Annotated in this window: 27 protein-coding genes; 6 read left to right on the forward strand and 21 right to left on the reverse strand. The window is 41.7% G+C overall.

Going from position 1 to position 23,408, the window contains the following annotated elements; translation table 11 throughout:
• Positions 1–2 precede the first annotated feature (2 nt).
• From ACXAEY_RS20585 to acpS, 5 genes are all read right to left on the reverse strand, one after another.
• Positions 3–287 (reverse strand): CopG family ribbon-helix-helix protein, encoded by a 285-nt coding sequence (locus ACXAEY_RS20585; protein ID WP_270182831.1) that lies wholly within the window; start codon positions 285–287, stop codon positions 3–5.
• Between the two features lie 129 nt (positions 288–416).
• A complete protein-coding gene (gene alr / locus ACXAEY_RS20590; protein WP_474814552.1) occupies positions 417–1,583 on the reverse strand; it encodes an alanine racemase in 1,167 nt (388 codons plus the stop codon).
• 320 nt (positions 1,584–1,903) lie between these two features.
• Positions 1,904–2,908 carry a LolA family protein gene (locus ACXAEY_RS20595; RefSeq protein WP_270182833.1) on the reverse strand — a complete coding sequence of 335 codons (1,005 nt, stop codon included), beginning with the start codon at positions 2,906–2,908 and terminating at the stop codon, positions 1,904–1,906.
• A 60-nt stretch (positions 2,909–2,968) separates the two neighbouring features.
• The gene (locus ACXAEY_RS20600) at positions 2,969–4,495 is read right to left on the reverse strand and encodes an NAD(P)H-hydrate dehydratase (protein ID WP_474814554.1); all 1,527 of its coding nucleotides are present in this window, start codon (positions 4,493–4,495) and stop codon (positions 2,969–2,971) included.
• Between the two features lie 57 nt (positions 4,496–4,552).
• On the reverse strand, positions 4,553–4,909 hold the full coding sequence (gene acpS / locus ACXAEY_RS20605) for a holo-ACP synthase (RefSeq protein ID WP_474814556.1): 357 nt from the start codon (positions 4,907–4,909) through the stop codon (positions 4,553–4,555).
• 153 nt (positions 4,910–5,062) lie between these two features.
• Here acpS and ACXAEY_RS20610 point away from each other — a divergent pair, with 153 nt between their 5' ends.
• Positions 5,063–5,824 carry a rhomboid family intramembrane serine protease gene (locus tag ACXAEY_RS20610; protein WP_270182836.1) on the forward strand — a complete coding sequence of 254 codons (762 nt, stop codon included), beginning with the start codon at positions 5,063–5,065 and terminating at the stop codon, positions 5,822–5,824.
• 45 nt (positions 5,825–5,869) lie between these two features.
• On the opposite strand, the gene ACXAEY_RS20615 is transcribed toward ACXAEY_RS20610, so the two are convergent.
• The 7 genes from ACXAEY_RS20615 to ACXAEY_RS20645 form a co-directional block, all read right to left on the reverse strand.
• Entirely contained in the window at positions 5,870–6,619 is a 750-nt protein-coding gene (locus ACXAEY_RS20615) for an STAS domain-containing protein (protein WP_474814559.1), read from the reverse strand.
• Positions 6,612–7,265, reverse strand: a complete 654-nt coding sequence (locus ACXAEY_RS20620) for a cobalamin B12-binding domain-containing protein (RefSeq protein ID WP_474814561.1) — start codon at positions 7,263–7,265, stop codon at positions 6,612–6,614. Before ACXAEY_RS20620 ends, ACXAEY_RS20615 begins: the two co-directional genes overlap by 8 nt.
• A gap of 13 nt (positions 7,266–7,278) precedes the next feature.
• Positions 7,279–7,647 carry a hypothetical protein gene (locus ACXAEY_RS20625; RefSeq protein ID WP_474814563.1) on the reverse strand — a complete coding sequence of 123 codons (369 nt, stop codon included), beginning with the start codon at positions 7,645–7,647 and terminating at the stop codon, positions 7,279–7,281.
• Positions 7,644–7,949 (reverse strand): antibiotic biosynthesis monooxygenase family protein, encoded by a 306-nt coding sequence (locus tag ACXAEY_RS20630; protein ID WP_270182840.1) that lies wholly within the window; start codon positions 7,947–7,949, stop codon positions 7,644–7,646. The genes ACXAEY_RS20625 and ACXAEY_RS20630 overlap by 4 nt, the downstream gene beginning before the upstream one ends.
• An 18-nt stretch (positions 7,950–7,967) precedes the next feature.
• Positions 7,968–9,419, reverse strand: a complete 1,452-nt coding sequence (locus ACXAEY_RS20635) for a PH domain-containing protein (RefSeq protein WP_474814565.1) — start codon at positions 9,417–9,419, stop codon at positions 7,968–7,970.
• Positions 9,409–9,891, reverse strand: coding sequence for a PH domain-containing protein (locus tag ACXAEY_RS20640; RefSeq protein ID WP_270182842.1), 483 nt, complete (start codon positions 9,889–9,891; stop codon positions 9,409–9,411). Before ACXAEY_RS20640 ends, ACXAEY_RS20635 begins: the two co-directional genes overlap by 11 nt.
• 146 nt (positions 9,892–10,037) lie before the next feature.
• Positions 10,038–11,096 (reverse strand): hypothetical protein, encoded by a 1,059-nt coding sequence (locus ACXAEY_RS20645; RefSeq protein ID WP_474814567.1) that lies wholly within the window; start codon positions 11,094–11,096, stop codon positions 10,038–10,040.
• 168 nt (positions 11,097–11,264) lie between these two features.
• Between ACXAEY_RS20645 and ACXAEY_RS20650 the strand changes: the two genes are divergently transcribed.
• The gene (locus ACXAEY_RS20650) at positions 11,265–11,909 is read left to right on the forward strand and encodes an O-methyltransferase (protein WP_270182844.1); all 645 of its coding nucleotides are present in this window, start codon (positions 11,265–11,267) and stop codon (positions 11,907–11,909) included.
• 55 nt (positions 11,910–11,964) lie between these two features.
• Here ACXAEY_RS20650 and ACXAEY_RS20655 read toward each other — a convergent pair whose 3' ends face one another.
• A complete protein-coding gene (locus ACXAEY_RS20655; protein WP_474814913.1) occupies positions 11,965–12,963 on the reverse strand; it encodes an NADPH:quinone oxidoreductase family protein in 999 nt (332 codons plus the stop codon).
• Between the two features lie 124 nt (positions 12,964–13,087).
• On the opposite strand from ACXAEY_RS20655, the gene ACXAEY_RS20660 reads away from it, so the two are divergent.
• On the forward strand, positions 13,088–13,684 hold the full coding sequence (locus tag ACXAEY_RS20660; protein ID WP_474814570.1) for a TetR/AcrR family transcriptional regulator: 597 nt from the start codon (positions 13,088–13,090) through the stop codon (positions 13,682–13,684).
• A gap of 200 nt (positions 13,685–13,884) precedes the next feature.
• Here ACXAEY_RS20660 and uvsE read toward each other — a convergent pair whose 3' ends face one another.
• Complete coding sequence (uvsE, locus tag ACXAEY_RS20665; protein ID WP_474814572.1) at positions 13,885–14,850, reverse strand: UV DNA damage repair endonuclease UvsE; 966 nt, start codon at positions 14,848–14,850, stop codon at positions 13,885–13,887.
• A 145-nt stretch (positions 14,851–14,995) separates the two neighbouring features.
• Between uvsE and ACXAEY_RS20670 the strand changes: the two genes are divergently transcribed.
• Positions 14,996–15,850: a DegV family protein gene (locus ACXAEY_RS20670; protein ID WP_270182847.1), complete on the forward strand. Its 855-nt coding sequence runs from the start codon at positions 14,996–14,998 to the stop codon at positions 15,848–15,850.
• A 112-nt stretch (positions 15,851–15,962) separates the two neighbouring features.
• Positions 15,963–17,912 carry a 2,4-dienoyl-CoA reductase FMN-binding domain-containing protein gene (locus tag ACXAEY_RS20675; protein ID WP_474814574.1) on the forward strand — a complete coding sequence of 650 codons (1,950 nt, stop codon included), beginning with the start codon at positions 15,963–15,965 and terminating at the stop codon, positions 17,910–17,912.
• A gap of 32 nt (positions 17,913–17,944) precedes the next feature.
• On the opposite strand, the gene ACXAEY_RS20680 is transcribed toward ACXAEY_RS20675, so the two are convergent.
• The 6 genes from ACXAEY_RS20680 to ACXAEY_RS20705 all read right to left on the reverse strand — a co-directional run bounded on the left by ACXAEY_RS20680 (position 17,945) and on the right by ACXAEY_RS20705 (position 21,319).
• Complete coding sequence (locus ACXAEY_RS20680) at positions 17,945–18,274, reverse strand: tRNA-binding protein (protein ID WP_474814576.1); 330 nt, start codon at positions 18,272–18,274, stop codon at positions 17,945–17,947.
• A 63-nt stretch (positions 18,275–18,337) separates the two neighbouring features.
• The gene (locus ACXAEY_RS20685) at positions 18,338–18,976 is read right to left on the reverse strand and encodes a nucleotidyltransferase domain-containing protein (RefSeq protein WP_474814577.1); all 639 of its coding nucleotides are present in this window, start codon (positions 18,974–18,976) and stop codon (positions 18,338–18,340) included.
• Positions 18,977–19,005: 29 nt separating this feature from the next.
• A complete protein-coding gene (locus ACXAEY_RS20690) occupies positions 19,006–19,728 on the reverse strand; it encodes an alpha/beta hydrolase (RefSeq protein WP_474814579.1) in 723 nt (240 codons plus the stop codon).
• Positions 19,729–19,813: 85 nt separating this feature from the next.
• Complete coding sequence (gene mscL / locus ACXAEY_RS20695; protein WP_270182852.1) at positions 19,814–20,302, reverse strand: large conductance mechanosensitive channel protein MscL; 489 nt, start codon at positions 20,300–20,302, stop codon at positions 19,814–19,816.
• A 118-nt stretch (positions 20,303–20,420) separates the two neighbouring features.
• Positions 20,421–20,885 carry a thioredoxin family protein gene (locus ACXAEY_RS20700; RefSeq protein WP_270182853.1) on the reverse strand — a complete coding sequence of 155 codons (465 nt, stop codon included), beginning with the start codon at positions 20,883–20,885 and terminating at the stop codon, positions 20,421–20,423.
• Positions 20,885–21,319 carry a disulfide oxidoreductase gene (locus tag ACXAEY_RS20705; RefSeq protein ID WP_270182854.1) on the reverse strand — a complete coding sequence of 145 codons (435 nt, stop codon included), beginning with the start codon at positions 21,317–21,319 and terminating at the stop codon, positions 20,885–20,887. The genes ACXAEY_RS20700 and ACXAEY_RS20705 overlap by 1 nt, the downstream gene beginning before the upstream one ends.
• Positions 21,320–21,977: 658 nt before the next feature.
• Here ACXAEY_RS20705 and ACXAEY_RS20710 point away from each other — a divergent pair.
• Complete coding sequence (locus ACXAEY_RS20710) at positions 21,978–22,880, forward strand: aldo/keto reductase (RefSeq protein ID WP_474814582.1); 903 nt, start codon at positions 21,978–21,980, stop codon at positions 22,878–22,880.
• A gap of 75 nt (positions 22,881–22,955) precedes the next feature.
• On the opposite strand, the gene ACXAEY_RS20715 is transcribed toward ACXAEY_RS20710, so the two are convergent.
• Positions 22,956–23,342, reverse strand: a complete 387-nt coding sequence (locus ACXAEY_RS20715) for a DoxX family protein (protein WP_270182856.1) — start codon at positions 23,340–23,342, stop codon at positions 22,956–22,958.
• Positions 23,343–23,408 lie beyond the last annotated feature (66 nt).

A 23,408-nucleotide genomic window follows, 5' to 3' on the forward strand; every position in this document is an offset into this window, starting at 1 on the left:
CGTTACACCCCGCTTACTAAGCGGTCCACGGTGTGCTCTGCTTCCTCCTCAACAAGAAAGGCTTCTGCTGCAAGGTTCAAATTAATCTTTGCCATCTCCATGTACCCCTGGCGCATGGCGTCACGAATCTGCCGCTTCTTTCGTTCGCGAATATACATTGACGTGGCCTGTGAAATGAACTCGTTACGATCGACCTGTTCCTGTTGAATAATACCATCCACCTCATTCAAAATATGTTGTGGGAGAGTTACAACAATCGATTTTTTGTTTGCCTCTGTCACAAACATACACCTCCGAAGCACTGCTACTCATAATATAATTCCACTATTAATACTACCATTGTAAGCGTCTCATTGCAAAACAACTTTCCACAAAACTATTTCAACAAATTCTTGCAAATTCCTGTTTATATTTTATTATTTTTTTAAAATTGTATTCATTACGCCTTTTTTTTCTCCATTTTCAATGAATACTCTTGGGACACGATGACTGATGATACAAGGAATTTCATAGTTTATCGTCTCTAGCTGTTCCGCAATGTCGTCTATTGTAATTTCTTGAGACCCCTGTGATCCTATTAACGTAACTTGTGTTCCAATAGGTAGTTCATGTGGTAGGCTCACCATAAATTGATCCATACAGATTCTTCCCACAATAGGTGCCTTAATGCCGTTTACTAACACGCTCATTTTGTTAAGCTTTCTGATCCACCCATCAGCATAACCAACTGGAACTGTCCCGATCCACTCTCCTGCTGACGTTGTATAGGTAGACCCATAGCTGATCGGATCACCTTCATTCATCTGCTTCACGTGAACAAGACGACTATGAAGACTAAACGCTCGCTCTAGCTCAAATGGCTTTCCCTCTTCCATATCTGGTGAAGGGATGAGTCCGTACATCGAAATACCGACTCGAACAAGATTACCGATGCGATCCGGAATTCGCATAGAACCCGCACTATTTCCAAGATGAATCCAGCTAGGATTGATTCCGAACTCTTTAAGAATCGTAACGAACCTTTCAAACCGCTTGAGCTGTGTTTCGATGAATGGATTTTCAGGCTCATCTGCAGTTGCAAAATGCGTATAAAGACCTTCAGGAATAATAGAAGGATTACGCTTGAGACATTCTCCTATATGTTTTGCTTCTTCTTCACCCTTTATACCTAATCTTCCCATCCCTGTATCCACTTTCAGATGAACACGAAGGTTTTTTCCATCTAGCACGTCCGAAACTTGATCGATCCATTCGCTTTGAAAGGCTGTAAGTGTAATATTGTGTTCAGATGCAAGATCGGCGTATGCTGCTGGTACGTAGCCTAATACGAGAATCGGAGCATCGATACCAGATTCTCTTAAGCTAAGCGCCTCGTCTAAAATAGCGACAGCAAGATATTTCGCTCCAGCTCGGAGCGCAGTTCTAGCGGTTTCCACTGCTCCATGACCGTATCCGTCTGCTTTCACAACTGCCATGATCGAAACATGGTCAGGTACGTGTTTCTTAAATGATAAAATGTTTTGGGTTATTGCATCGAGGTCAATTTCTGCCCATGTCTCTCGATAGAACGATTGATTTTCCATAATTATTTCCTCCATCAGAAGCGAATCACTCTGGCTTCTATTTTAGGAGTTTTTGATAAAAGATGCTACTTTTAAAACCATGAGAGGGGCAGGATTCTGCATGATATCCGCGAATTTCTCTTTTTATCCGCTATAAATTAGATTTATCCGCTCTTTTCAATTTATATCCGCGAAACGAGGACCATTATCCGCTAATCTGAGAATTTATCCGCGAACCCCCAATTTAAGAACTCCTAAAAATCACTCAAGCCGTCAAATGGAAATCTTGTTTTTTGAAAAAAGGCTCAGCCATGTACTCACAGCTGAACCCTCATGAAGTCTTATTTAATTACCGTCTTACCATATACTGACCGTGCGACTGCCGCCATTTCTTCCATCGATAGGTCGGTCGATGCAAGGAAGAAGTCGACTCCGTCATAATGCCAGGATATCGTTGTATCTGTCATAACACCCATCGTAAATCCAAGGTCGATCGGCTCACCATTACTCATCGTAACTGGCGTACTCGTTTCTAGCGCCGCTTCACTTTTTTCTTCGATAAGCGTAAAGGATTTTTCACCTGTGAAGCTTAGGATGACTTTGTTCTGAGACACTTCTTTTTCATCAGTTAGCCCTGTACCCTGTGGCTCATACATTGGATACACGACTTCGAATGGTTCATTCGTAGCTGCGATCACTGGCACTTCTAACTGAGCAGCTGTCATGTTACGTTCCATGTCGAACGAGCCTTTATCGAATGAAGCGTTGAACTTCATATCAGAAAACTCGATCGTTACGAGCGGCTTCATGTCTTGATTCATGATTGAAACTTTTTCAGGAGCAAGGTCCTTTTTGTTGAGGGTAATAGACTGCTTCGATAAGTTTTTGTTTTGATAGTTCGTATTTGTTGTAAAGACATAGTCTTTATCCCTCGCTTCAAACTTAGCCGTAGAATCATTTAGAATATCCTGTACAAGCGTGTTGTAAAGATACGCTTGACTTCCATTCTCTGGCCAGTCGCTTTGGAAGCGGAAGCTCTTATTCAGAGCCGGGGTAAGAACAAAAACCCCTTCATCATTTCTTAGGATGATTTGACTTTGTTCTTTTGACGCATTCTTTAATTCAACGCGATAATAAGATGGCTTCTGATACCATACTTCAACATCGTAACGTTGCGGCTCCTCACCTGTCTCGAGTGTCATCTTGGCGTTGACTTTATAGCTATCCATCTCATTTAGCTTTCGATCGAGTGAATCCACCACATCCTGCTGACTTTTTTGTCCACACCCTATAAGCACGACCATCATCAATACGCCAAGAAGTAAAACGGAACTGAACCTTTTCACTGTATTCAACTCCTTTGCCTCATTTAAAACGACAAAGAAGGTTCCTGCGTAATGAAAAACTTATCCGTAATGATGTTTCAGAAATGAATGCAGAACAGCCGGAATCTGTTCAATGACGTCGGTTGCCAGTACATCAAGCGTAGAATGCGCAGACTGGACGAGCATATCTGCTGCTTTTCCGTGTATATAAACTGCATTACTGATTCCCTCTTGAATGGAATTACTTTGCATAACAAAGGCAAGCACCATACCTGTCAATACATCTCCTGATCCACCTTTTGCTAGAGCTGGATTCCCAGTCGGGTTCACGAACTGGTTACCATTAGGATCAGTTACAAGAGTATAAGGCCCCTTCAACACGAGATACACGCCATACTCCCGAGCAAATTGGTAGGATAACTCAAAACGATTGCGTTGCACATCTGCAATTGAACAATCTGCTAACCTTGCCATTTCCCCTGGATGAGGCGTTAATATGGTCGGAGCTTGCCTTTGTAAAAGCTGATTTTTTAATCCCCTCAAGTGAAACAGAGCATCAGCATCGAGGACAAGCAGACAATCTTCTTCCATCAAGGTCTGAACGAGCTTTCTCCCGCCCTTTTCTCGTCCAAGACCTGGTCCAGCTGCTATTCCATCAAACGAAAGCGCTTCTGGAATAGTTCCGTTGAAATGTCCACCCTCAGAAGGCCAACCTTGAAACATCGCTTCAATCAGCGCACCAGCTGTAACCGAAAGAATCTCTTCTGGCACTGCAACGTGGATTAATCCTGCTCCACTTCGATATGCTGCTTTTGCCGTCATGATAGGAGCCCCAGCCATTCCGCTTGAACCACCAATAACCAGCCCTTTTCCATGGCTACCTTTATGAGAGGACGCCGCTCGATCACTAAGGGTGCTTGCTACATCCCGATCGGTCCAAATCTTTTTGGATTGCGCTTTCTCAAATGCTTTTCGAGGAAGGCCAATGTGTAGAACTTCAAGCTCTCCATAATAGTCAGCATCTGGATGGAGGAAAGCACCTGTTTTAGGAGCTTCAAGTGTATAGGTTCGATCAGCTCTTATAGGCTCTACTTCTCCTTCATACCCACCATCGGATCGTAATCCGCTTGGTAAATCCACTGAATAGATAGAGATACCTGATTCATTCATACGCTGAATCAACTCCTTATAAGGAGTACGAATCGGGCCTGATAGTCCAAGACCAAGAAGGCAGTCGATAAGAACGGTATAACGATCAAGATGACTGAGCCATTCATTACCTTGATTCAAGGCTTTCCATTCAAAGCCTGAACGTTGGAAGATGGTAAAGTGAGTCTTTGCGTCGCCCCTTAGCTTCTCTAAAGAGGGGACGACCCAGACATCTACGTCATAGTCATGTTCTTTTAAATATCGAGAAAGCACAAAACCATCTCCACCGTTATTTCCGGTCCCTATGACAACTGCAATCCTTTGACCTTTCAACTTTTCCTTCATCGCTTCGAACAACGCTTTCCCCGCATTTTCCATAAGCATAGCACCACTTAAGCCGATCTCCTCCATGGCAAACCGGTCTGCTTCATACATTTCTTTCCCGGATACGATTCTCACAACAGGTCCCTCCTGACCGTGATAAAATATATGAGACAACTCTCGATGATATGCAGACTAGCTTGACGAGCTTTCAATAATTATCTGTGCTATAGCATGATATTTCGTATGTGAGATCGAGACATGAACGATCTTTCCAGCCGCTCCATGAATAACTGGTGCTCCTTCTTTCGATTTTTGGACAGATATGTCTTGAAAGCTTAGTTTCCCAATACCAGTCCCCACTGCTTTCGCATATGCTTCTTTCGCAGCAAACCGTCCTCCTAGAAACTCGATCCTTCTATGGCCCTTAAGATTGTTGAACTGAGCAAGTTCTTCCTCTGTTAAAATTCTCTTAGGAAAATTTTCATTTCGTTCAACCGCTTTTTCAATTCGATCTAGCTCGATCATATCAATGCCTATACCCTGTATCATCTTACTCCTCCAATTGTTCTAACCCTATGTAATGCACCATAGTTATAATAATAGTGCTCTTCTAGCAGCTATGCTAAACTAGAATTACTTATATAGTAGATAAGCCTATACCAGGCATCTTTTCAATACTTCTTATTAAAGGTGGTCGACTTCATGTTCTTGAGAAATGAAGACTTTCGCTCATTTATTCGTTATTATCCTATCATCTCCACACTTATTGGTATACATATCCTCCTCTTTCTTCTCATAAACCTTTTGGGTATGCGGTCCATCTTTAACCTGGGAGCGGGAGTTAACGGATATATTGAAGCGGGGGAATACTGGAGACTCGTTACACCGATCTTTCTTCATGCAGGATTTGCTCATGTACTCTTCAATTCCTTTTCACTCTATTTGTTCGGCCCAGCTCTTGAACAAATGCTCGGCAAGGCAAAGTTTTTAATCGGATACTTTGGTGCTGGAATTATTGCTAATATCGCTACATTTTACCTCCAGGACAGCTATTTCAGTCACGTTGGAGCTTCTGGGGCAATATTTGGGCTGTTTGGGATTTACTTTTATATGGCGTTCTACAGAAAAGAACTGATCGATCAGGCTAACTCACAGTTAATCCTTATGATTCTCGGAATCGGTCTATTGATGACCTTCATCAGTCCGAACATCAATATTCTTGGACATATATTTGGATTCCTAGGTGGTGCTGCGCTAGCGCCTATGCTACTAATAAATGCTCGTCGTTTCGTTGATCGAGGTATGGTGAGGGTTCGGTATTCAGATGATCCAGGATCCATCCGCTTCAAACCGAACAGATGGAAAAGAAGAAGACCAAGAGGCGGACAAAGCTCTGTTTCAAAAGTGCTATGGGGAATTTTCATCGTTCTTGTCTTACTTGGTTTTATCGGAAGGTATCTATAAAGGCAAAGAAACCGGGGACCCAGTGGGTTCCCGGTTTCTTTACTTTCAAGATAGGTTATATTGTGAAATCGCGTCTTTTAAGCTCCCAGTGATGTGGAACGATTGATCCACATTGAAATCATTTTCCATCAATTGAAAAACATGCTGAGGCTTTAATCCACTTAGGATTGGAGAAACGCCGATCAACTGAATCATGCGGTAAAAAGACTGAAATGCAAAAACGCCTCTCTCCTCTATTTCACCTATGCCATTAAAGTCTAGAATGACATATTCATAATTTCCATTTTGAAGGGTCGAAAGTAATTGCTGTTCATTGATCAAAAATAATTCCTCATCAAGAGAACCAAATAGTGGAATAACACTTAAGGATGACGAAATCGGAAGAAAAGGACTCGACAACCTCTTAATTTTACTCATCGCTTCTTCCAGCTCTTCTTTTTTATCAAGTAAATCAAAATTGGTTTCTGCTAACCGATCACGCTGCATTTGGAGCATTGAAGAAAGTTCCATAATTTGAGAATCTTGTCTAACACACAAGAGTTGTCCTTCGCCGTCATGCCAACGCGCAAAAACTTTAAATAGCATGTAAGGTGACTCCACGGTGTTGAGTACGAGCTCGAATTCCTCTTGATCCTTCATTAGTTCAAGCGCTTTCTGCTTACTTCCTGAGTCAACGAAATCAAGGAAAGAATCAGGTTTAGAGAACAATTCTGTTGCCAGTCGTGATTGCCCCTTAATATTTAAATCGTGATCAACAAGAAATGCAGGTAAAGGATGATGAGTAAAGTCAACCATGATTAGAGACATCACCTTTCTGTTCTTCAAGCCACAATTTAATTTCTTTAAGACCAGGAACTAACACCGTATTTTCTGAGCAATACTTGGTTAGATCGTAATTCGACGCAAGCCTTCCACCTACCAAGATTTCTGGTTGAGACTGCAGGGTTCCGAGCTCGGCAACATAATTCTTTAATTGTTCAGCATGATACAGAATTGCGACGGATATTCCCACTACCGAAGGCTGCCACTTTTTGACGGTATGAACCGCATATTCAAGAGGGAGATTTGCCCCTAATAACCTTGTTTCCCAACCATACTCTTCAAATAATAGCGAGATCATTTTCAAACCTAGATAGTGCTGCTCTTGATCGATGCATAAGAAAAGTGCACGCTTCCCATTAGGAGACTGTTTCGATTTCTTTTTTGTATATGCGTATCGAGAAAGAACATAGTCACACGTTGTCGTAGCTAGGTGCTCATCAGCAACGGTGATTTTGTTCTCCTCCCACAGCTTCCCTACTAGTTGCATGGCGCTTGTTAACACTTCGAAAGTGAGGTGACTATTTTCCATTAGCTCTGCTTCATTTTCGATCAGTTCCCATGCGCGATCTTCTTCCCCTTCTAGAAGGGTATTGGTTAGTTTTTTGATATCTATAGGCAAATGATCACCTCTTTTACAATGAAGGACTGTCTACATTCAATTCTTCTAACTCAGCTTTACCTTTTGAAAGAATTCTTAGATAGTCCTCTTTATTTTCGAAAGTCGTTTTCGATATTTCTCGTTCAAGCCGCTCAAAATTATCTATGACATGCTTCGTTTCCATTCCTCTTGTTGTTAAGAGATTATTGAGCCAAAGAGCGTAGTCGATAAAGAACTCATCTGCATCTAAATTGCGAGCAGACTCTAAGTGTTTCATATGATGGTAGTTATCTTCGATGCATTTGGATCTGCCTCGTTCACCGAATTTCTCAAGAAGTTCTGGCATATCTTTGTATATTCCTTCTACAACACGTTCAACGATCTGATCGATGGTGCTTCTCATTCTGCAACCACCTTGTAGCGATATACTTTTGGCTTAACTGCAGCAAGTTCTGCATCTGGATACTTCTTTTCTAACTCGTGTATTTCTTTATAAGCTGGACTTCTCATCCAATTGAAAAAGTGCTCCTTCGTCTCCCACTGCATCTGTACGGTCAACTCTTCTGGGCGGTGTTCACTTTGTAGTAAAGTAAAGGATTTAAAACCATCGAATTCATCGACTCTCCTTGAACGTTTCTGATAAATCCCGATGACCTCGTCCACTTTTTCTTTAGGTACGTTGATGACAGAGTTCACAATGTACATTGATTTCCTCCTTACTTTTTATTCATCCGAATGATGATTCTTTTTCGTACTATTATTGTAAGAATACCAGTTCAACAGGTCATGTCCATTCAAAAGCTCAATATCTCTAACCCTAAATTGTTTACCTGCAAGACTAGAAAGAATTGAAACCTGTATTGTCGTCAACGATTTACGCTTTTGAAACAGCGTTGAATTTAGCTCCATAGCCTGGATCCTCTTACGTGGTACATAAACACGAACCCTGCCGATCTGTCTGAACTGCAGGAGCGATGTCGTGTCTTTTATACTCCAGCCGGCGTCCTTATGGTGAAGGTAACCAAGAAAACAAGCGACCGGAAGGATACTAAATGAAAGATAACCAAATGGAACGAAATAAGTGATCAACAAAGCAGGAATGAGTGACGGTAGCATAAACCGTATCATATAACGAATTCTTGCCTTCCGAGGAAGCGGCGTGAGCTCCTGATGGACAGGTACTTCAGGAATTAACTCTTCTAAAAATGCTTGGATTCTCTTACGTTTCAGGAGTGGAAATAAGATCGTTGAAAACTGTTCATCCTTTCCACCACCGCCTCCACTTTCAACATAGATCGTAGCATAGCCAAAAGGTTGCCTTAACAAGCCTTCAACTACCCTTATTGCCTGAACACGTTGCACAGGAATCGTCAATTGGCGACGCTCTAATATCCCTCTTTTTATAATAAGGTCGTCCTCTGTTCGAGAAAGGACAAACCCTCCGTATTTCAGTACTGTTCCTAATACAGAAAAAATCCACGATAGGAGTAAAACAATTAAAGCGATCACTAAGATAAATGTGAGTGTCGCATCCATGACTCGTTCAGTAATGATCGAGTAGAATTCATCAGGCAGGATATTATCCACCTGTGAACCGATCGCAGCGATGAAGGATAAGAATACCCCTATACCTCCAGACGTGGATGCAGCGATGATTAAGTCTTTCTTCAATAACCGATATTCCTTTACAGGAGGTTCATTTACGAACGTTTCCTCAGCCTCTTCCGGCCTTCTGGATTTATATAATTCTGATCTCAATTGTTCAGCATCAAAACGACTTAGAGCTGACATGACCACCTCTGGTTCTCCACCACCGCCAGCCGTTTCGATTTGAACCTTTACTAGTCCAAAGATCCTTTGGATCACTCCTTGAGATGTATCGATCGATTGGACTCGTTCACGTGGAATAAATCGCTTCTTTCGAAAAATAAAGCCCTGATGAATTTGTAATTCGTTGTTTCTTATTTGATACGTATAAAACCACCATGATAAAACACCGTTTCCTAACGTAAATAACAAGAAGGCACCCATGATCAAAAAGTGCCACCATGAATATCCTTCTCCACCTCTACCAATAAAGACGAAAATAATGAGTGGAAGTGCTACTTCCTTCAATGAAGCTAAGAAAGCAAGCAGCATGGCAACAGGATGCAGTCGTTTTTTCTCAGACATCATCTTCGGTCACCCTTGCAAGTACCGATATTTTATCTCTTAACTCATCAGCAACTTCATTAGAGAGAGCAGGTATTTCATGTGTGGTGGCTGCTGTTGAAATGGTTACGGAAGAAAGCTTATAAGCGCGCAGTAGCGGTCCTTGCCTCGTATCAACGTGCTGAACCCGTACCATCGGTATCAATGTACGCTTGACGATGATAACGCCATGTTTTAGTTCAATTTCGTGTTCACTTACTTCATACCGCCATTTTTTGTAGCGAAGAAGCGGTAATATCCAAATTTGTAGCATGATTAACACGGCTACAACAACACAGGTTGCAACCAAACTCCAAATTGGAAGTTTAACCACTAAGTAGTGCAAGCTGAACATCCCAGCTACAATTCCGAGTAGAAGAATTGAAAGAATGACACCTGTTATCTGCCATACTTTTAATCCTCTTCGATCTATTTTTTTTGAAGGATCAGGTCGCATCTCTTACCTCGCTTTCTTGCATATCTAGTACATCATATCTTCAATTAGTATATCACTGTTATTTTATGCTATCTATAAATGACCACTAGAGTCTTTCTTCCTTGAATAAATAAAAGCCCGAGCATCGAATGCTCAGGCTTTTACATCTAAAAGAGGGTTGAAACATGTGGTCGTTCAGACTCCCTCATACTCGTTATTTCTTTTAGTCGATGGTCCCAAAGTGATAGAACTTTATCGTCTGCATCATAAAACGTAAGGTGCTTCTCCGTACAGTCGATCAATTCAACGCTTGGAATCGAACATTTTTCTTGGACGCCTGTTTTCGCGCAAATATAGACGAGCTGATCGCTTTTACCCGTTCTTCCGTTCAGACCATGTACGATCAAGCAGCCGTTCCATGAATAGATCGTACGTGGGGAGAAGTCTAGAAGGAAAGATTGTTGAACACGAAACTCTCCATCTAGTAGTAGAATCTTATCTTGTTGAGCTGCCGATATCGAAAGAGCCGCGATATAGATACCATGATCTTCAACAAGCATGTTCACTGGAGAATATCCTTTCTCTAACTCAATGACATTCTTCCCATTCTCACCAAACACCGTAAGTAGTGCTTTATCTTCTTCCACGCAATAAGAGGAAACGATCAGCTTATTGCCCTTTCGCTTCAAATCACAAAATATTCCCTTCACATGCCATTGATGAGTGATGCGGGGGTCGTCTTTTGAAAACTCATAAATCCACCCATTCCACTCTTCACCTTCGCATGCGATGCAGATGCTATTGTGATACTCATAGAAACTCGGACTACCATTAACCTGAAACGTGCGCAGCTGAGCGAGACGATGAATGAAAACATACACCTCAAAATGGTTAGGGGCTAATTGTTTTGAGAACCAATAGTTATGATTTGCGTCTTTGACAACATTTGAATAACCTTCATCACTAGTAATCGGTAGTTTAGGTACATTGACCCGATCGATAGGTTGCGCAACGGTTAAAGGGTCCTGTTCTTCGTATAACGCTTTGTTACCGTATGCCATTTTCTTAATTCCCCCTCCATAGTCAGCCGCCTTTTTCAACGATAACAGGAAAAAGGTTGGATATTTAAGACCGATCCTTGCTGTTAGTACTAGTGTAACATTGAATGATATAAGCGGGTATTGGGAAATAGCAATAACTTTTGACTCATTATTTGCGACTTTCATTTCTTAGTTTCCCAACTCTCGTTAAAAAGAAAGGGACTAAAGTCCCTTTAACCCTTATTTTCCCAGGGGTTTATTTCTAAAATTCCTTGGTTCAGGAAAGTTTCTTGACAGTAGCTACTAACTAGACAACAATAATAGCGAATAGATCGTTGAAAGGATGAGATCCGCATGGCAACAAATCACGATGACTATATTCATTTATTATTTGGCTCTGAAGATCCCCTTCTTCAAGAGGTCAACGAGCGAATCAAAGCAAATGGAATGCCATCCATCTCAGTTAAACCTGAGGTAGGCCGCTTACTCTCCATACTTGTAAAGATGAGAAACCCTCGTCATGTTCTGGAAATTGGAGCGTTAGGTGGGTATAGCGGAATCATTCTTGCCGGAGCACTTGGTAAGGAAGGCTCATTAACATCACTAGAGCTTGAACAATCTTATGCAACTGTTGCTCATAGTAACTTAGAAAAAGCTGGACTAAAAGAGAAAGTAAAGTATGTCATTGGTCCCGCTCTTCAAAACATGGAATCTCTTTATAATGCAGGTCAAAGGTATGACTTCTTCTTTATCGATGCTGATAAGGTGAATTATCCTGCTTATCTTGATATGGCCATCAAGCTTGCATCGCCAGGGGCTATCATCGCTGCTGACAATACACTCCAAGGTGACAGAGTTTTTGACGAAACGATCAAGGATGACAATGTAGAAGCAATCAGAGAATTTAACCTGAAGATGGCAAACGACGAACGTCTCGAATCGATCATTCTTCCATTATGCGACGGTCTTACAGTTGGAAGAGTAAAGGAAGCAGAATAATAAAAAAGCCTTCTAACCTGTAAAATGGCTAGAAGGCTTTTTAGTTAAATGACTTTTAATTGTTGAAAGAAACGATCGTTCTTCCTCTTACCTGTCCTTTTAGAATTGTATTCAATACGTCCGGTAGTTCATTGATCGTTACTTCATTTGTCATTGCCTCTAGTTGATGAGATGGTTTGTACTCGCTCGCGATCTTACTCCAAACCTCTTTACGCACATCCATCGGACAATAGACAGAATCGATTCCTAACACGTTTGCACCTCGAAGAATAAATGGAAAAACGGATGTAGGAACTTTCGTGCCGCCTGTTAACCCGCTTACAGCGACCGCTCCACCATACTTTAGATTACTAAGAACTGCCGCAAGTGTTGAGCCTCCAACAGGATCAACGGCGCCAGCCCACTTTTGCTTGCCGAGTGGTTTAAAGTCTTCGGGTGCTGCTTCATCTCTACTGATGATGGAGGAAGCGCCTAGCTCTTTTAGGTAGCCATGCTCTGATTCTTTTCCTGTACTTGCAGTTACGTCATATCCTTTCTTCGCTAGGATCGAAACTGCCATACTTCCCACTCCGCCAGTTGCTCCTGTTACAAGAATCGGTCCATTCTCAGGAGTGATACCAGCTTGCTCTAATCGATGGACAGAAAGGGCAGCTGTAAATCCGGCTGTTCCGAATACCATCGCTTCTTTTAAAGTTAAGTTTTCTGGAAGAGGAACCATCCACTCTGATTTCACACGTGCGTACTCACTAAAGCCACCTGAATGGGAAACGCCTAAATCGTAGCTTGTTACGATAACCTTGTCTCCTTCTTTCCATTCCGGGCTGTCGGACTCAACGACCTCACCTGCAAGGTCGATCCCAGGAACATGAGGGTATTCCTTTACGATCTTACCTTTTGGGTGTGTTGCTAACCCATCTTTATAGTTCACACTTGAATAGTGCACCTTAACAAGAACGTCACCAGTCGACAGATCTTCTTTTTCTACATCCTTCACTGATACATTTGTATCTTCATTTACTTTATCTACTACGAGTGCTTTAAACTGTGCCAAAATAATCCTCCTTTAAACTCGTTATGAACTAACAGTAACAAAAATTATTCTGACCGGTCAAATAAATTGAATTGTTTATCTTCATTACCCAATTATGTATAATGATTAGTGCAAGGAGTTGTGATGAATGAAGCAAAAAGCTGAAATGAGAAGACAACAAATCATTAAAGCAGCCTTTGAGGCTGTCGCTGATAAAGGGTATGAAGCCGTTACTCTCCAAGACATCGCTGAATACGCGGATGTCAGTAAAGGGGTATCGAACTATTACTTCAAAAATAAAGAAGATGTTCTAGCTCACTTATTAATTCAGATTACTGAACGAATCTATGAAAAAGAAAAAATGGCTGTCGAAAAAGAAACGTCGGCAGAAGCCATGTTAAGAGCATACGTGAATTCCGTGTTCGTTGGTCCTCTTGAGAATGAACGCTTTTACAAAGTTTATTTAGATTTTCTCGCTCAAGCGACTCGGAACGAGCGTTATAGAGAGATCAATGCACGCTTTTATCAAAATTGTGCTTCGATCTGTAAAATAATCCTCCATCGTGGACAAAAAGAAGGTCGTTTTACCGTGGATGATATTGATGATGCTTCAAAAACGATCAGAAGCTTAATCGATGGATTCATGGTTCAATGGTTGATGACTGGTGATCACGATCAACATGCAACATACAAAGATCTATGCCTACATGCAATCAAAGCTTATATGACTAAAACGGCGTCTTGAAGCGCCGTTTTTCTATGTCCGCATAAACCGCTTCTTCATGGAAACGATACTTGGTAAGGAGGGGTTATCATGTCAAAGAAGAAGAAACGCGGAATGAAAAAAGAGCTTGCTCAAGCTGTTGAACATGCTAACGAAACAAATCCATCTACAAAACAAAAAGATAAAAAGATCACTGAATAGAAACCGGGAGTCCCCGGTTTTTATTTTAGTTTAAACGTAGATTGATCGATTACTTCGATATCATCCCTTCTCTTTACCTCTTCCATAAGTTGAAACAATGCTCGATCCTTTTGCTTTGCTTCAATCATGCAATCGATTTGCGGCGTGCTCCCTTTAACAGCGTTCAAGAACTCAAAAAACATATCACAATCTACATAATCCGCATGACTCCGAAACTCCTTTTCGCTCTTCGGAGAAGAAATATGCATTTTCACTGGTAAGGGTGATGAGTTCCATGTAGAAACAACTCTAGACCAGTCTTTCTCCCATTCTTCCTCACTGTGACAGGCCAGGTGATGATGGTAATCAAATACGAGCGGAATCCCTAGTTTTTCGCATAAATAAAGGGTATCAAGCATTGTGAACGTCGTATCATCGTTCTCTAACATGACGGTCTCTTGAATTTTTCGAGGGATATACATCCAGTTATGAATAAAACGTTCTAACGCTTTTTCTTTGTCGTTGTATCCCCCACCAACGTGTAGCACACACCGGTGTTTCGAATCGATCCCCATTTTCTCTAGCAACCTGACGTGCATCGCAAGTGTAGTCGTAGATGTTGTTAATGTTTCTTTTTTTGGGGTATTAAGTAACACAAAGTGATCAGGGTGAAAGTCGACTCTCATTTTCTCTTTCTTAGCAAAGTCTCCCAATGCGTAAAGTTCATCTTCTAAAGCTTCCATGTAATTCCAATCTTCTAATGCTTCGTGGTTAGCGAGTGGAATTAATCTAGAACTAAAGCGAAAGAAAGAAATTTCGTTCCCTTTGTTATGTTTCAAAAGACGCAGACAGTTCTCCAAGTTTGATTTAGCAATTCGTTCAAGCTTACGAATACCTGCTTCGCGGTTCGTGAGCTTCTGAAATTGTGTATACGTCATCGTCTGAGAAGGAGAACTATTCTTTAGCTCCATACTCATTGCTACGTATCCAAGTCTTATAATTGTCATGTTGGTCCTCCAATAACTGGTCGTTTTCTTAGACTTTCCAAACCTTCTTGTTTCATAACTGTAGGTTACAATCAATTTTCTGTCGAAGCGTGGTACAATAAACGTAATACCTGGTAAAGGTAATTTGTATAAAGGGGTAATATCCATGGCGATTCGAATTATAACGGACAGCAGCATCGACTTTCCTGAAGAAATGCTAGCTGACCTAAACGTAACGGTTGTCCCACTCAACTTGCTTTTCGGAGAGAAAGAATACAAAGCTGGGGTTGATATCGATACACCGACGTTTTATCAGAAGTTAAAGCAAGCGAAAGAACTACCGAAGTCTTCTGCCCCGTCACCACAGGACTTCCTAACAAAATTTGAACAATCCGAACCAGAAGATAAAATACTTGTTATTTCGTTGTCCAAGGCATTAAGCACAACTTACGAGAATGCCGTATTGGCAAAGCAGATGTTTCATGAGGAACATCCTGATCGAGATGTTGAAGTGATCAATTCAAAAACAGCGTCATCAGGTCTTGGTATTATCGTTTGTCATGCTGCAGAAATGGCTCAGAACGGTGAAAGCTTTGAAGACATTGTTAGGGAAACCGAAATGTATACAGATGAAACGCTAACGATGTTTCTTCTCGATACGCTAGAGAACGTTATCAAAGGTGGAAGGCTTGATCGAGTGAAAGGTACGATCGCTTCTGCGCTTAATATTAAGCTGCTCATGAGAGCGGGCGATGATGGTTCACTCGAGGTACTCGATAAAGTGCGTGGAAACAAACGGGCCATTCGTCAATTCATCCAAAAAGTTGGTGAATACGGGCATAATCTTGAAGACAAAGTGGTGGCGATCGCACACAGTAATTGTGAAGACAAAGCAAGAGCTCTGATGGAACAAATTCAAGAAAGGTACAAGTTTAAGCGCGTAGTCCTCTCGACTATGGGACCTTTGATCGGCACATATGCTGGTGAAGGCGGCCTTCTTGTTGCTTTCAAAAAAAATTAGATCGACTAGAGTGAAGAGCGCCCCTCGCGCTCTTTTTTTTTGGTACTTTTAAAGGAAATGAATGGTCATTCAGCGAATCCAGTCATAAACAAAAAGGTGTGGTGATTTGTATATGAAATGGAAAAGTTTGTTTGAACCAATCAAAATTCGTAAGCTTACCTTGCCTAACAGAGTCATGATGGGCTCGATGCACCTAGGCATTGAAGGCGTTCCTGAAAAAGAAGAAGCAATGATTTCCTTTTATACGGAACGTGCTGGGAAGTATGGGCCAGGACTGATGGTTACCGGTGGCATCTCGGTATCCCCTGAAGGAGACGGGGGGCATCATTTTTTAGGCTTTTATCGAGAAAAAGACCTATCAACGATGAAACGGTTAACAACACGTGTGCACCAAGCAGGTGGACGCATCGCCGCTCAGCTTTTTCACGCAGGTCGATACGCTTATTCTGAGTTGACCGGTATTCCTGCAGTTGCTCCATCACCGATAAGATCTCCGATTCATAGGGAAACTCCAACTGAGCTAACTGAACTTGATATTCTCAACCTGCTTGAATCTTACGCTGAAGCAGGTAGAAAAGCGAAGGAAGTTGGATTTGACGCTGTCGAAATTATGGGGTCAGAAGGTTATCTTATTAACCAGTTCATGTCACCCGCTACAAACAAACGTACAGATTATTGGGGAGGAAGCTTTGAGAAAAGAACGCGCTTTCCGCTAGCGGTGCTGAATGCTGTAAGAAAAGCTGTTGGAGATGATTATCCCATTATCTATCGCCTTTCAGGAATGGACCTTGTACCAAACTCTACTACACATGAAGAAACCCTTGCTTTTGCAAAGTTAGTTGAAGAGAACGACGCAGACGTATTAAACATAGGGATCGGTTGGCACGAATCCACTACTCCAACAATATCGATGATGGTACCAAGGGCAGGTTTTATTCAAATCGCCCTCGATATTAAGGAAAAAGTATCGATACCTGTTATCGGTAGCAACCGAATCAATGATCCTGTTCTTGCCGATGACCTTTTACAGCAGTTAGATATGGTCTCGATGGCAAGGCCGTTTCTTGCAGATCCTAACTTATTGCATAAGTCTCAGGCTCAATCTCTTGATCAAATCAATACGTGTATCGCTTGTAACCAGGCTTGTCTGGATCATGCGTTTGAAGGAAAAGCCGTCTCATGTCTTGTGAATCCAAGAGCGGGAAGAGAATACAAGTGGGTTTATAAGAAAGCGAGCGAACGGAAGAAAGTGCTTGTAGTCGGTGGCGGTGTTGCTGGTCTAGAGTCAGCAAGAGCACACGCCGAACTCGGCCATTCCGTCGTCCTTTATGAAGCGAGTGACTCGATCGGGGGACAGTTCAATCTAGCTCGACAAATCCCAATCAAGAAAGAGTTCGATGAAACGGTTAGGTATTATACAACTGAATTAAAACGATTAGGCGTATCGATCAGCCTCAATCACAAACCTTCTACTGAAGACCTGTTGAATCATTCTCCTGACCTTGTCGTCATTGCAACTGGTGTTGTACCAAGAAAGCCTATTATCCCAGGCGTCGAATTTGCTATACCTTACCCAGATGTACTCTCAGGCAGGGCAACCGTAGGAAAGAAAGTCATCATTATCGGTGCAGGGGGCATCGGATGCGACCTCTCTCACTATTTGATCGAACGAGGAGATCACGAAATATTGATGCTTCGTCGTAACGGAAGGATGGGAGAAGGTCTCGGTAAAACAACGAAATGGGCGATGCTTCAGGATCTTAAAAAACATGGAGTAAAGTTCCGTACAAACCTCCACTATGAAGAAATCACCGAGGAGGGGCTCGTGATTACGGATGGTGAGACGAATAACAAAGAATTTCTAAAAGCAGATGCTGTTATTCTAGCAGCAGGTCAAGAGTCTAATCTTCCACAAGAATATGATCGATTGACCGAAAAGGGCATTCAAGTGGCTGTTATTGGTGGCGCGAGGCTTGCTGGAGAATTAGATGCCAAACGAGCCATCTATGAAGGAGCAAAGATTGCGTTCGAACCGCAATCCATTCCAACAACACAACGTTAAGAAGACGGGGCATATCGCCCCGTCTTTTTCTGTTAACCTAGCTTGTCCCCGTTCTTCACCTTCATATCTGGCTGGATTAAGACCACTCCACTTTCTCCGTAAACACCTAACACCAATACTTCAGACATGAAATCTGCAATTTGACGAGGCGGAAAGTTAATGACAGCTAGCACCTGCTTTCCGATTAAGTCTGTCTTTTCATACAGATCTATAATCTGAGCACTAGACTTCTTCACACCGATCTCGTCACCAAGATCGACCTTTAGTTTATAAGCCGGCTTTCGTGCTTTTTCAAACGCTTCTACGTCAACAATCTCTCCAACTCGAATATCTAGCTTCATAAAATCTTCAAACGTTGCCATCTCTCTACCTGCCTTTATAAAAAGATAAGTAATGCCTTCGACCTCTTTCTCTATTAGTCCTGCTCATTCACTTCTTTTCATAACGAATTCCTTAAGCAACGAGAGTATGTGAGCTGAATCTTGAATCTCGTCACCTAACAAACAAGTAGAAAAGCATTCGACCAACTTGCGATTCGTTTTATCCTGTTCAGTTGAATACAAGTCTGAAATCGTCAGCGGATATTCCAACATGGATAAATATCGTTCGATTCGCATCACATACATAACACCGTTGAGAAGATCATACATCTCCTCATTTGTAGCGCTCGTATTCAGCCTGGATTCAATCGAATGTAACAAATTGATCTTACCTGATTGAATGGACTCTTTCTTTGGTAATTGAAAAGGCGTATCGCCATATAAAACAAGCTGCTCGAAATATGGAGCTACCACATCTTTTTCTCCACTCATCGTTAGCTCGTATTCTTCAATCGTCATGCTTCTGAGATGGACTGGAACTCCAGGAAGCTGAGGTAGATAAAGTGGCTTCATCACTTCTTTATGATAGAAGCACCATACATCTAAGTCTGATTTCGGACCCGCTTCTCCCCTGGCAAAACTGCCTGTTAGGATAACCCCTCGTAGTGCAGGAGTCTTCAAGCGATTCACTAATCTTTTTGCATATGTAGCAAACCTTATAGGCGTTATCTCGGAATTTAACATAAGTTCCTTCTCCTTTTTATAACGAGACCCTAAGAAGGAGCAAGCGTATGTTGAGACTGGTCCGTTCCATTTGTTAAGAACTGATACACTTTTTGAATAACATCATCGCGATCATCACCATGACAGATTAGGTGGCGTGAACAATCCATCACGTGAAATTGCTTTTGTTTTGAACCGATCGTCTGGTAAATGGTATGTGCTGTTTTATAAGGAACCATACTATCGAGCTTCCCTTGCAGGATCAAGGTAGGTACCTTTACATCGCGAAATGAGGGTCTTAATTTCTGAACGAGCTTTCTGAATTGAAGGGATGCTTGGAATGGCGTTACTTTAAGTTTCTCTTTATAACGAATGTAAAGTTCATTTTGGCTAATTTGCCCTCTGCTCGTATCTAACACCATTCTGCCGATATCTTTTACCATCTGAACGGGATGGATGTAGCGATAGGCTGCACTCAACAATACAAGTTTCTCAACTTTGTATGCTGTAGCAAGATATCCTGCTAACACTCCGCCCATCGAGAACCCTACGAGATAAACGGTGTCACATGTTTCTAGGAGCTCTTTAAGCTTTTCTTCCGCTGTATCGATCCATTCCTGAAAGGAGACGCCATGTAATGTTTCGTACTCTCCATGGCCTGGTAACGTAGGAACAGAAATTTTCCATTCGGTATTTTCTCTAAGGTAATCTGCAAGAGGTTCTACCTCATATGGAGCACCAGTAAATCCATGAATCAACATACATCCTACCATGATCAAAACCTCATCTTTCACAAGTTATCGTGTACTACTAGTATATCACCAGCAGTGATTCACCTGTGAACGATCAAGATTCTCCCTATTTTCTGAATGAAACTTTCGGTGTATAGCGTTCGTGTTGCTCTTCCCGCAATGAGCTTGAACAGTTTGGACAAATAATGGCTTTCGAGGGGATCGCAGTACAACAAAGAGGACACTCTTTGCGTGTCATCGCGTTCATTGGATCTTGTCCTGGTTTTCGCCATCGATTAAGCTGCCGTACAACAAGAAACACGGCGAAGAAAATAATGAGGAAACGAAGACCAGTAGATAAAAACAACCCATAGTTGATCGTTGCGGCGCCAGCTTCTCTAGCATCCGCTAAGGAAGAGTAGGTATGCCCGTTCAAGCTTATATATAACTCAGAGAAATTGATTCTCGCTAGTAAGAGACCTATTGGCGGAAGGATGATATCAGTCACGAGCGAGTCTATAAAGCTGCTAAAAGCCGCACCAAGGACCATTCCTATTCCCATATCAGCTGCACTACCTCTAATTGCAAACTGTCGGAACTCATGTAAAAGACCCATCGAAAACCACTCCCTTACTACCTCATTTCTATGCAAAAAGTAAACAAGCTATGATGACGATCAATAGTTAGAGCAAAACACAAAAAAAGACCGCCGAACGTATCGACAGTCTAACACTTTATTTATTTGATTCGATCCATGTCTTAAAGTTTTCCTCAGGCTGTGAACCTACAATGCGATCGACTTCCTCACCATTTTCGAATTTAACCACGGTAGGTGTGCTTTCGATTCTGTAGTCGTTCCAACCTTGTTCGAATTCTAGGATGTTATATTTCTTAAGGTCGATGCCCATGTCTTCTGCAAGAGGTACTAATACAGGTGATGTATTTTGACAATGCACACAATCAGGACTATAGAAATAAACAAATACGTCTTCTTCATTCGAAAGCTTTTCATCTAATTCTTCAGGTAGGATTTGATTTTGGTACAAAGGATCATCTAGCTGATCGATCGTTCCTTGCTCTAATGAATCTTTTCCATAAGGGTTGTCTTCACTCTTCTCACTATTGGAATAGCTTGTAATGAAAGCTAAGGCACCGAATAATACGATGATGATTCCAAGGAATATGATGATTTTTTTCATTATTTTCCTTCCTCCTTCTTCTGCATAGCCAATACGACCATAATAACACTAATAATGGTAAACCCAGTTAAAGCTAAGAACGGGATTGTAATAAATCCGAATGCGTTAATATATTCACCAGTACACGGAACTCTTCCACATGCCGGAGAGGACTCAGCGAAGAAGGTTGTTTTCTGAATCAAGTAATGATAGAACGAAACGCAAACCCCGATAAGCGAAATAGGAAGAACATACAGCCATTGTCCTGCATCTTTCTTTACAGCTGCTATTCCAAGTACGATCACTAGAGGATACATCAAGATGCGTTGATACCAACATAACACACATGGTTCATACCCCAGGATTTCTGAGAAGTACAAGCTTCCAGCCATAGCCATTACTGCAGTGGCCCAGGCACCAAACAATAAGTACTCTTTCTTATTTTCGTAACTCATTCGTGTAACCTCTCTTAAACGATATAATGGTCTAATCTATATGGCAGCATACTTAATAAAGCCCACCTATAGCATACGTGATATGTATTCCTTTGCACAACTTTTCCTATCTAACGTTTGATAAGTTGTCACAACCCAAAAGAAAAAAGACCCTGCAGAAGCAGCGTCAAGATATAAAAGGTGAATGTATCGCAACTAAGTAAAATAGCTACCGGTGCAGGCAGCTATTTGAAGGGGGAACTTCTCTTCTTCTTTGAAATGAACAATGTCGGGGAACACAATTCATTTTCATTTCCTTATGTGATAATGATAATCTTTATCAATTAAAAAGTCAATAGCCTTTTTTAATTGTTAGGTGAGGTACTTTTTCTATAAGTCGCGTGCTTCTATTTCGTGAATATCCACTCTTTTTGGCTTCCGATCTCAGAATGAATGCAAATGTAGCAAACGATGCAATTAGAATCATGAAAAACAATAACAGCTGTATAGTTTCTACCATCATCTCACCTCTCGTCTAAATTTTAACTTATTATATCATCCATAGTTGATAATGAGAAGCATTTTCAATGAAAGTGTTAGTTCATTATAGTTGTGCAAACGCTTGTATTTTTCTATGATAGTAGGTGTACGAACTATAGCTCATTCAGGAGGTTTATCTATGCAGCGCGTTAATCTAGGCGAAGATCTATCTTTTTCACGTATTATTCACGGACTATGGCGTCTTTCAGACTGGGATCAGTCGAGCGAAGAAACGTTAGCCCTAATTGAACACAACCTTGAACGTGGGATCACTACTTTTGACCATGCAGACATATATGGTAGTTACGAGTGTGAAGAACTATTCGGTAAGGCGACAGCTCTTAAGCCGTCTTTAAGACAAGAGATGGAGATCGTAACAAAGTGCGGCATCGTTCTCGAATCTCCAAACCGCCCTTCTCATACATCTCATATTTACAACACGAGCAAAGAACATATCATTGCTTCAGCAGAGCAATCACTGAAGTCTCTTGGCACTGACTATATCGATGCGCTCCTTATTCATCGGCCCGATCCGTTTATGGACCCTGAACAAGTAGCAGAAGCCTTCTCTACTCTCCAAAGAGACGGAAAGGTACGCCATTTCGGTGTATCGAACTTTAAGCAACATCAGTTCAACATGCTTCAATCTTATGTCGATCAACCACTCATCACGAATCAGATCGAACTGTCGGCATATAACCTGGAAAACTTTGAAGATGGCACTCTTAACTTATGTCAGGAAAAGCGCGTAAAACCGATGGCTTGGTCTCCTCTTGCTGGAGGAAACGTATTTAGCGCAACTGACGAAAAGGCAGCTCGTTTACGCCAGACATTAGAAAAGGTTGCTTCAGAAATTGGTGCGGAGGGAATCGACCAAGTCCTTTATGCTTGGCTTCTTAACCATCCAGCGGACATTATGCCGATCGTTGGATCAGGTAAAACGCATCGCATCGATAGTGCGATTGGTGCGCTTTCGTTATCCTTAACACGTGACCAATGGTTTGACATCCTCACTAGCTCTATGGGCCACGACATTCCATAAAAGACAAGCGTCCGGGCACATTCCGGACGCTTTCTTTATGAACACTATTCTGTTAAACAAACGTTTGATTGAATGCTATGATTTCTCATTCGTTATGATCTCAGCTATCGAAAATTTCCTACTTCCTGTTACAGCTAAAATAATAGACAGCCCTAGTAATGATAATGGAAACTCAAACCCGCCAATCAACCCCATCTGAAGCTTCGCAAGGACGATTGCTCCAAGCATCGTCAATCCTAGAATGATTGCAGAAGGAACAACGAAAACACCAAGGATAAGTGCGGCCCCACCTGCTGCTTCAACGATAGCAGTAAAATAAGCAAGCCAAGCAGGTTGTCCAATCTTTTCAAATAGTGCAACCGTATTATCCATGCCAGCGAGTTTCTGGATTCCATGAGCAAACATGATCACTCCTAATATTAACCGCCCTGCCAAAAGACCCCATTCTACTCTACGATTCACATTATGCACCTCATTTAATGTTTTCATAGCTAACGATGCGTTTACGTCATTAGATCAGTTTAAAAT

This window comes from Anaerobacillus sp. ABA4_114 (assembly GCF_056159065.1).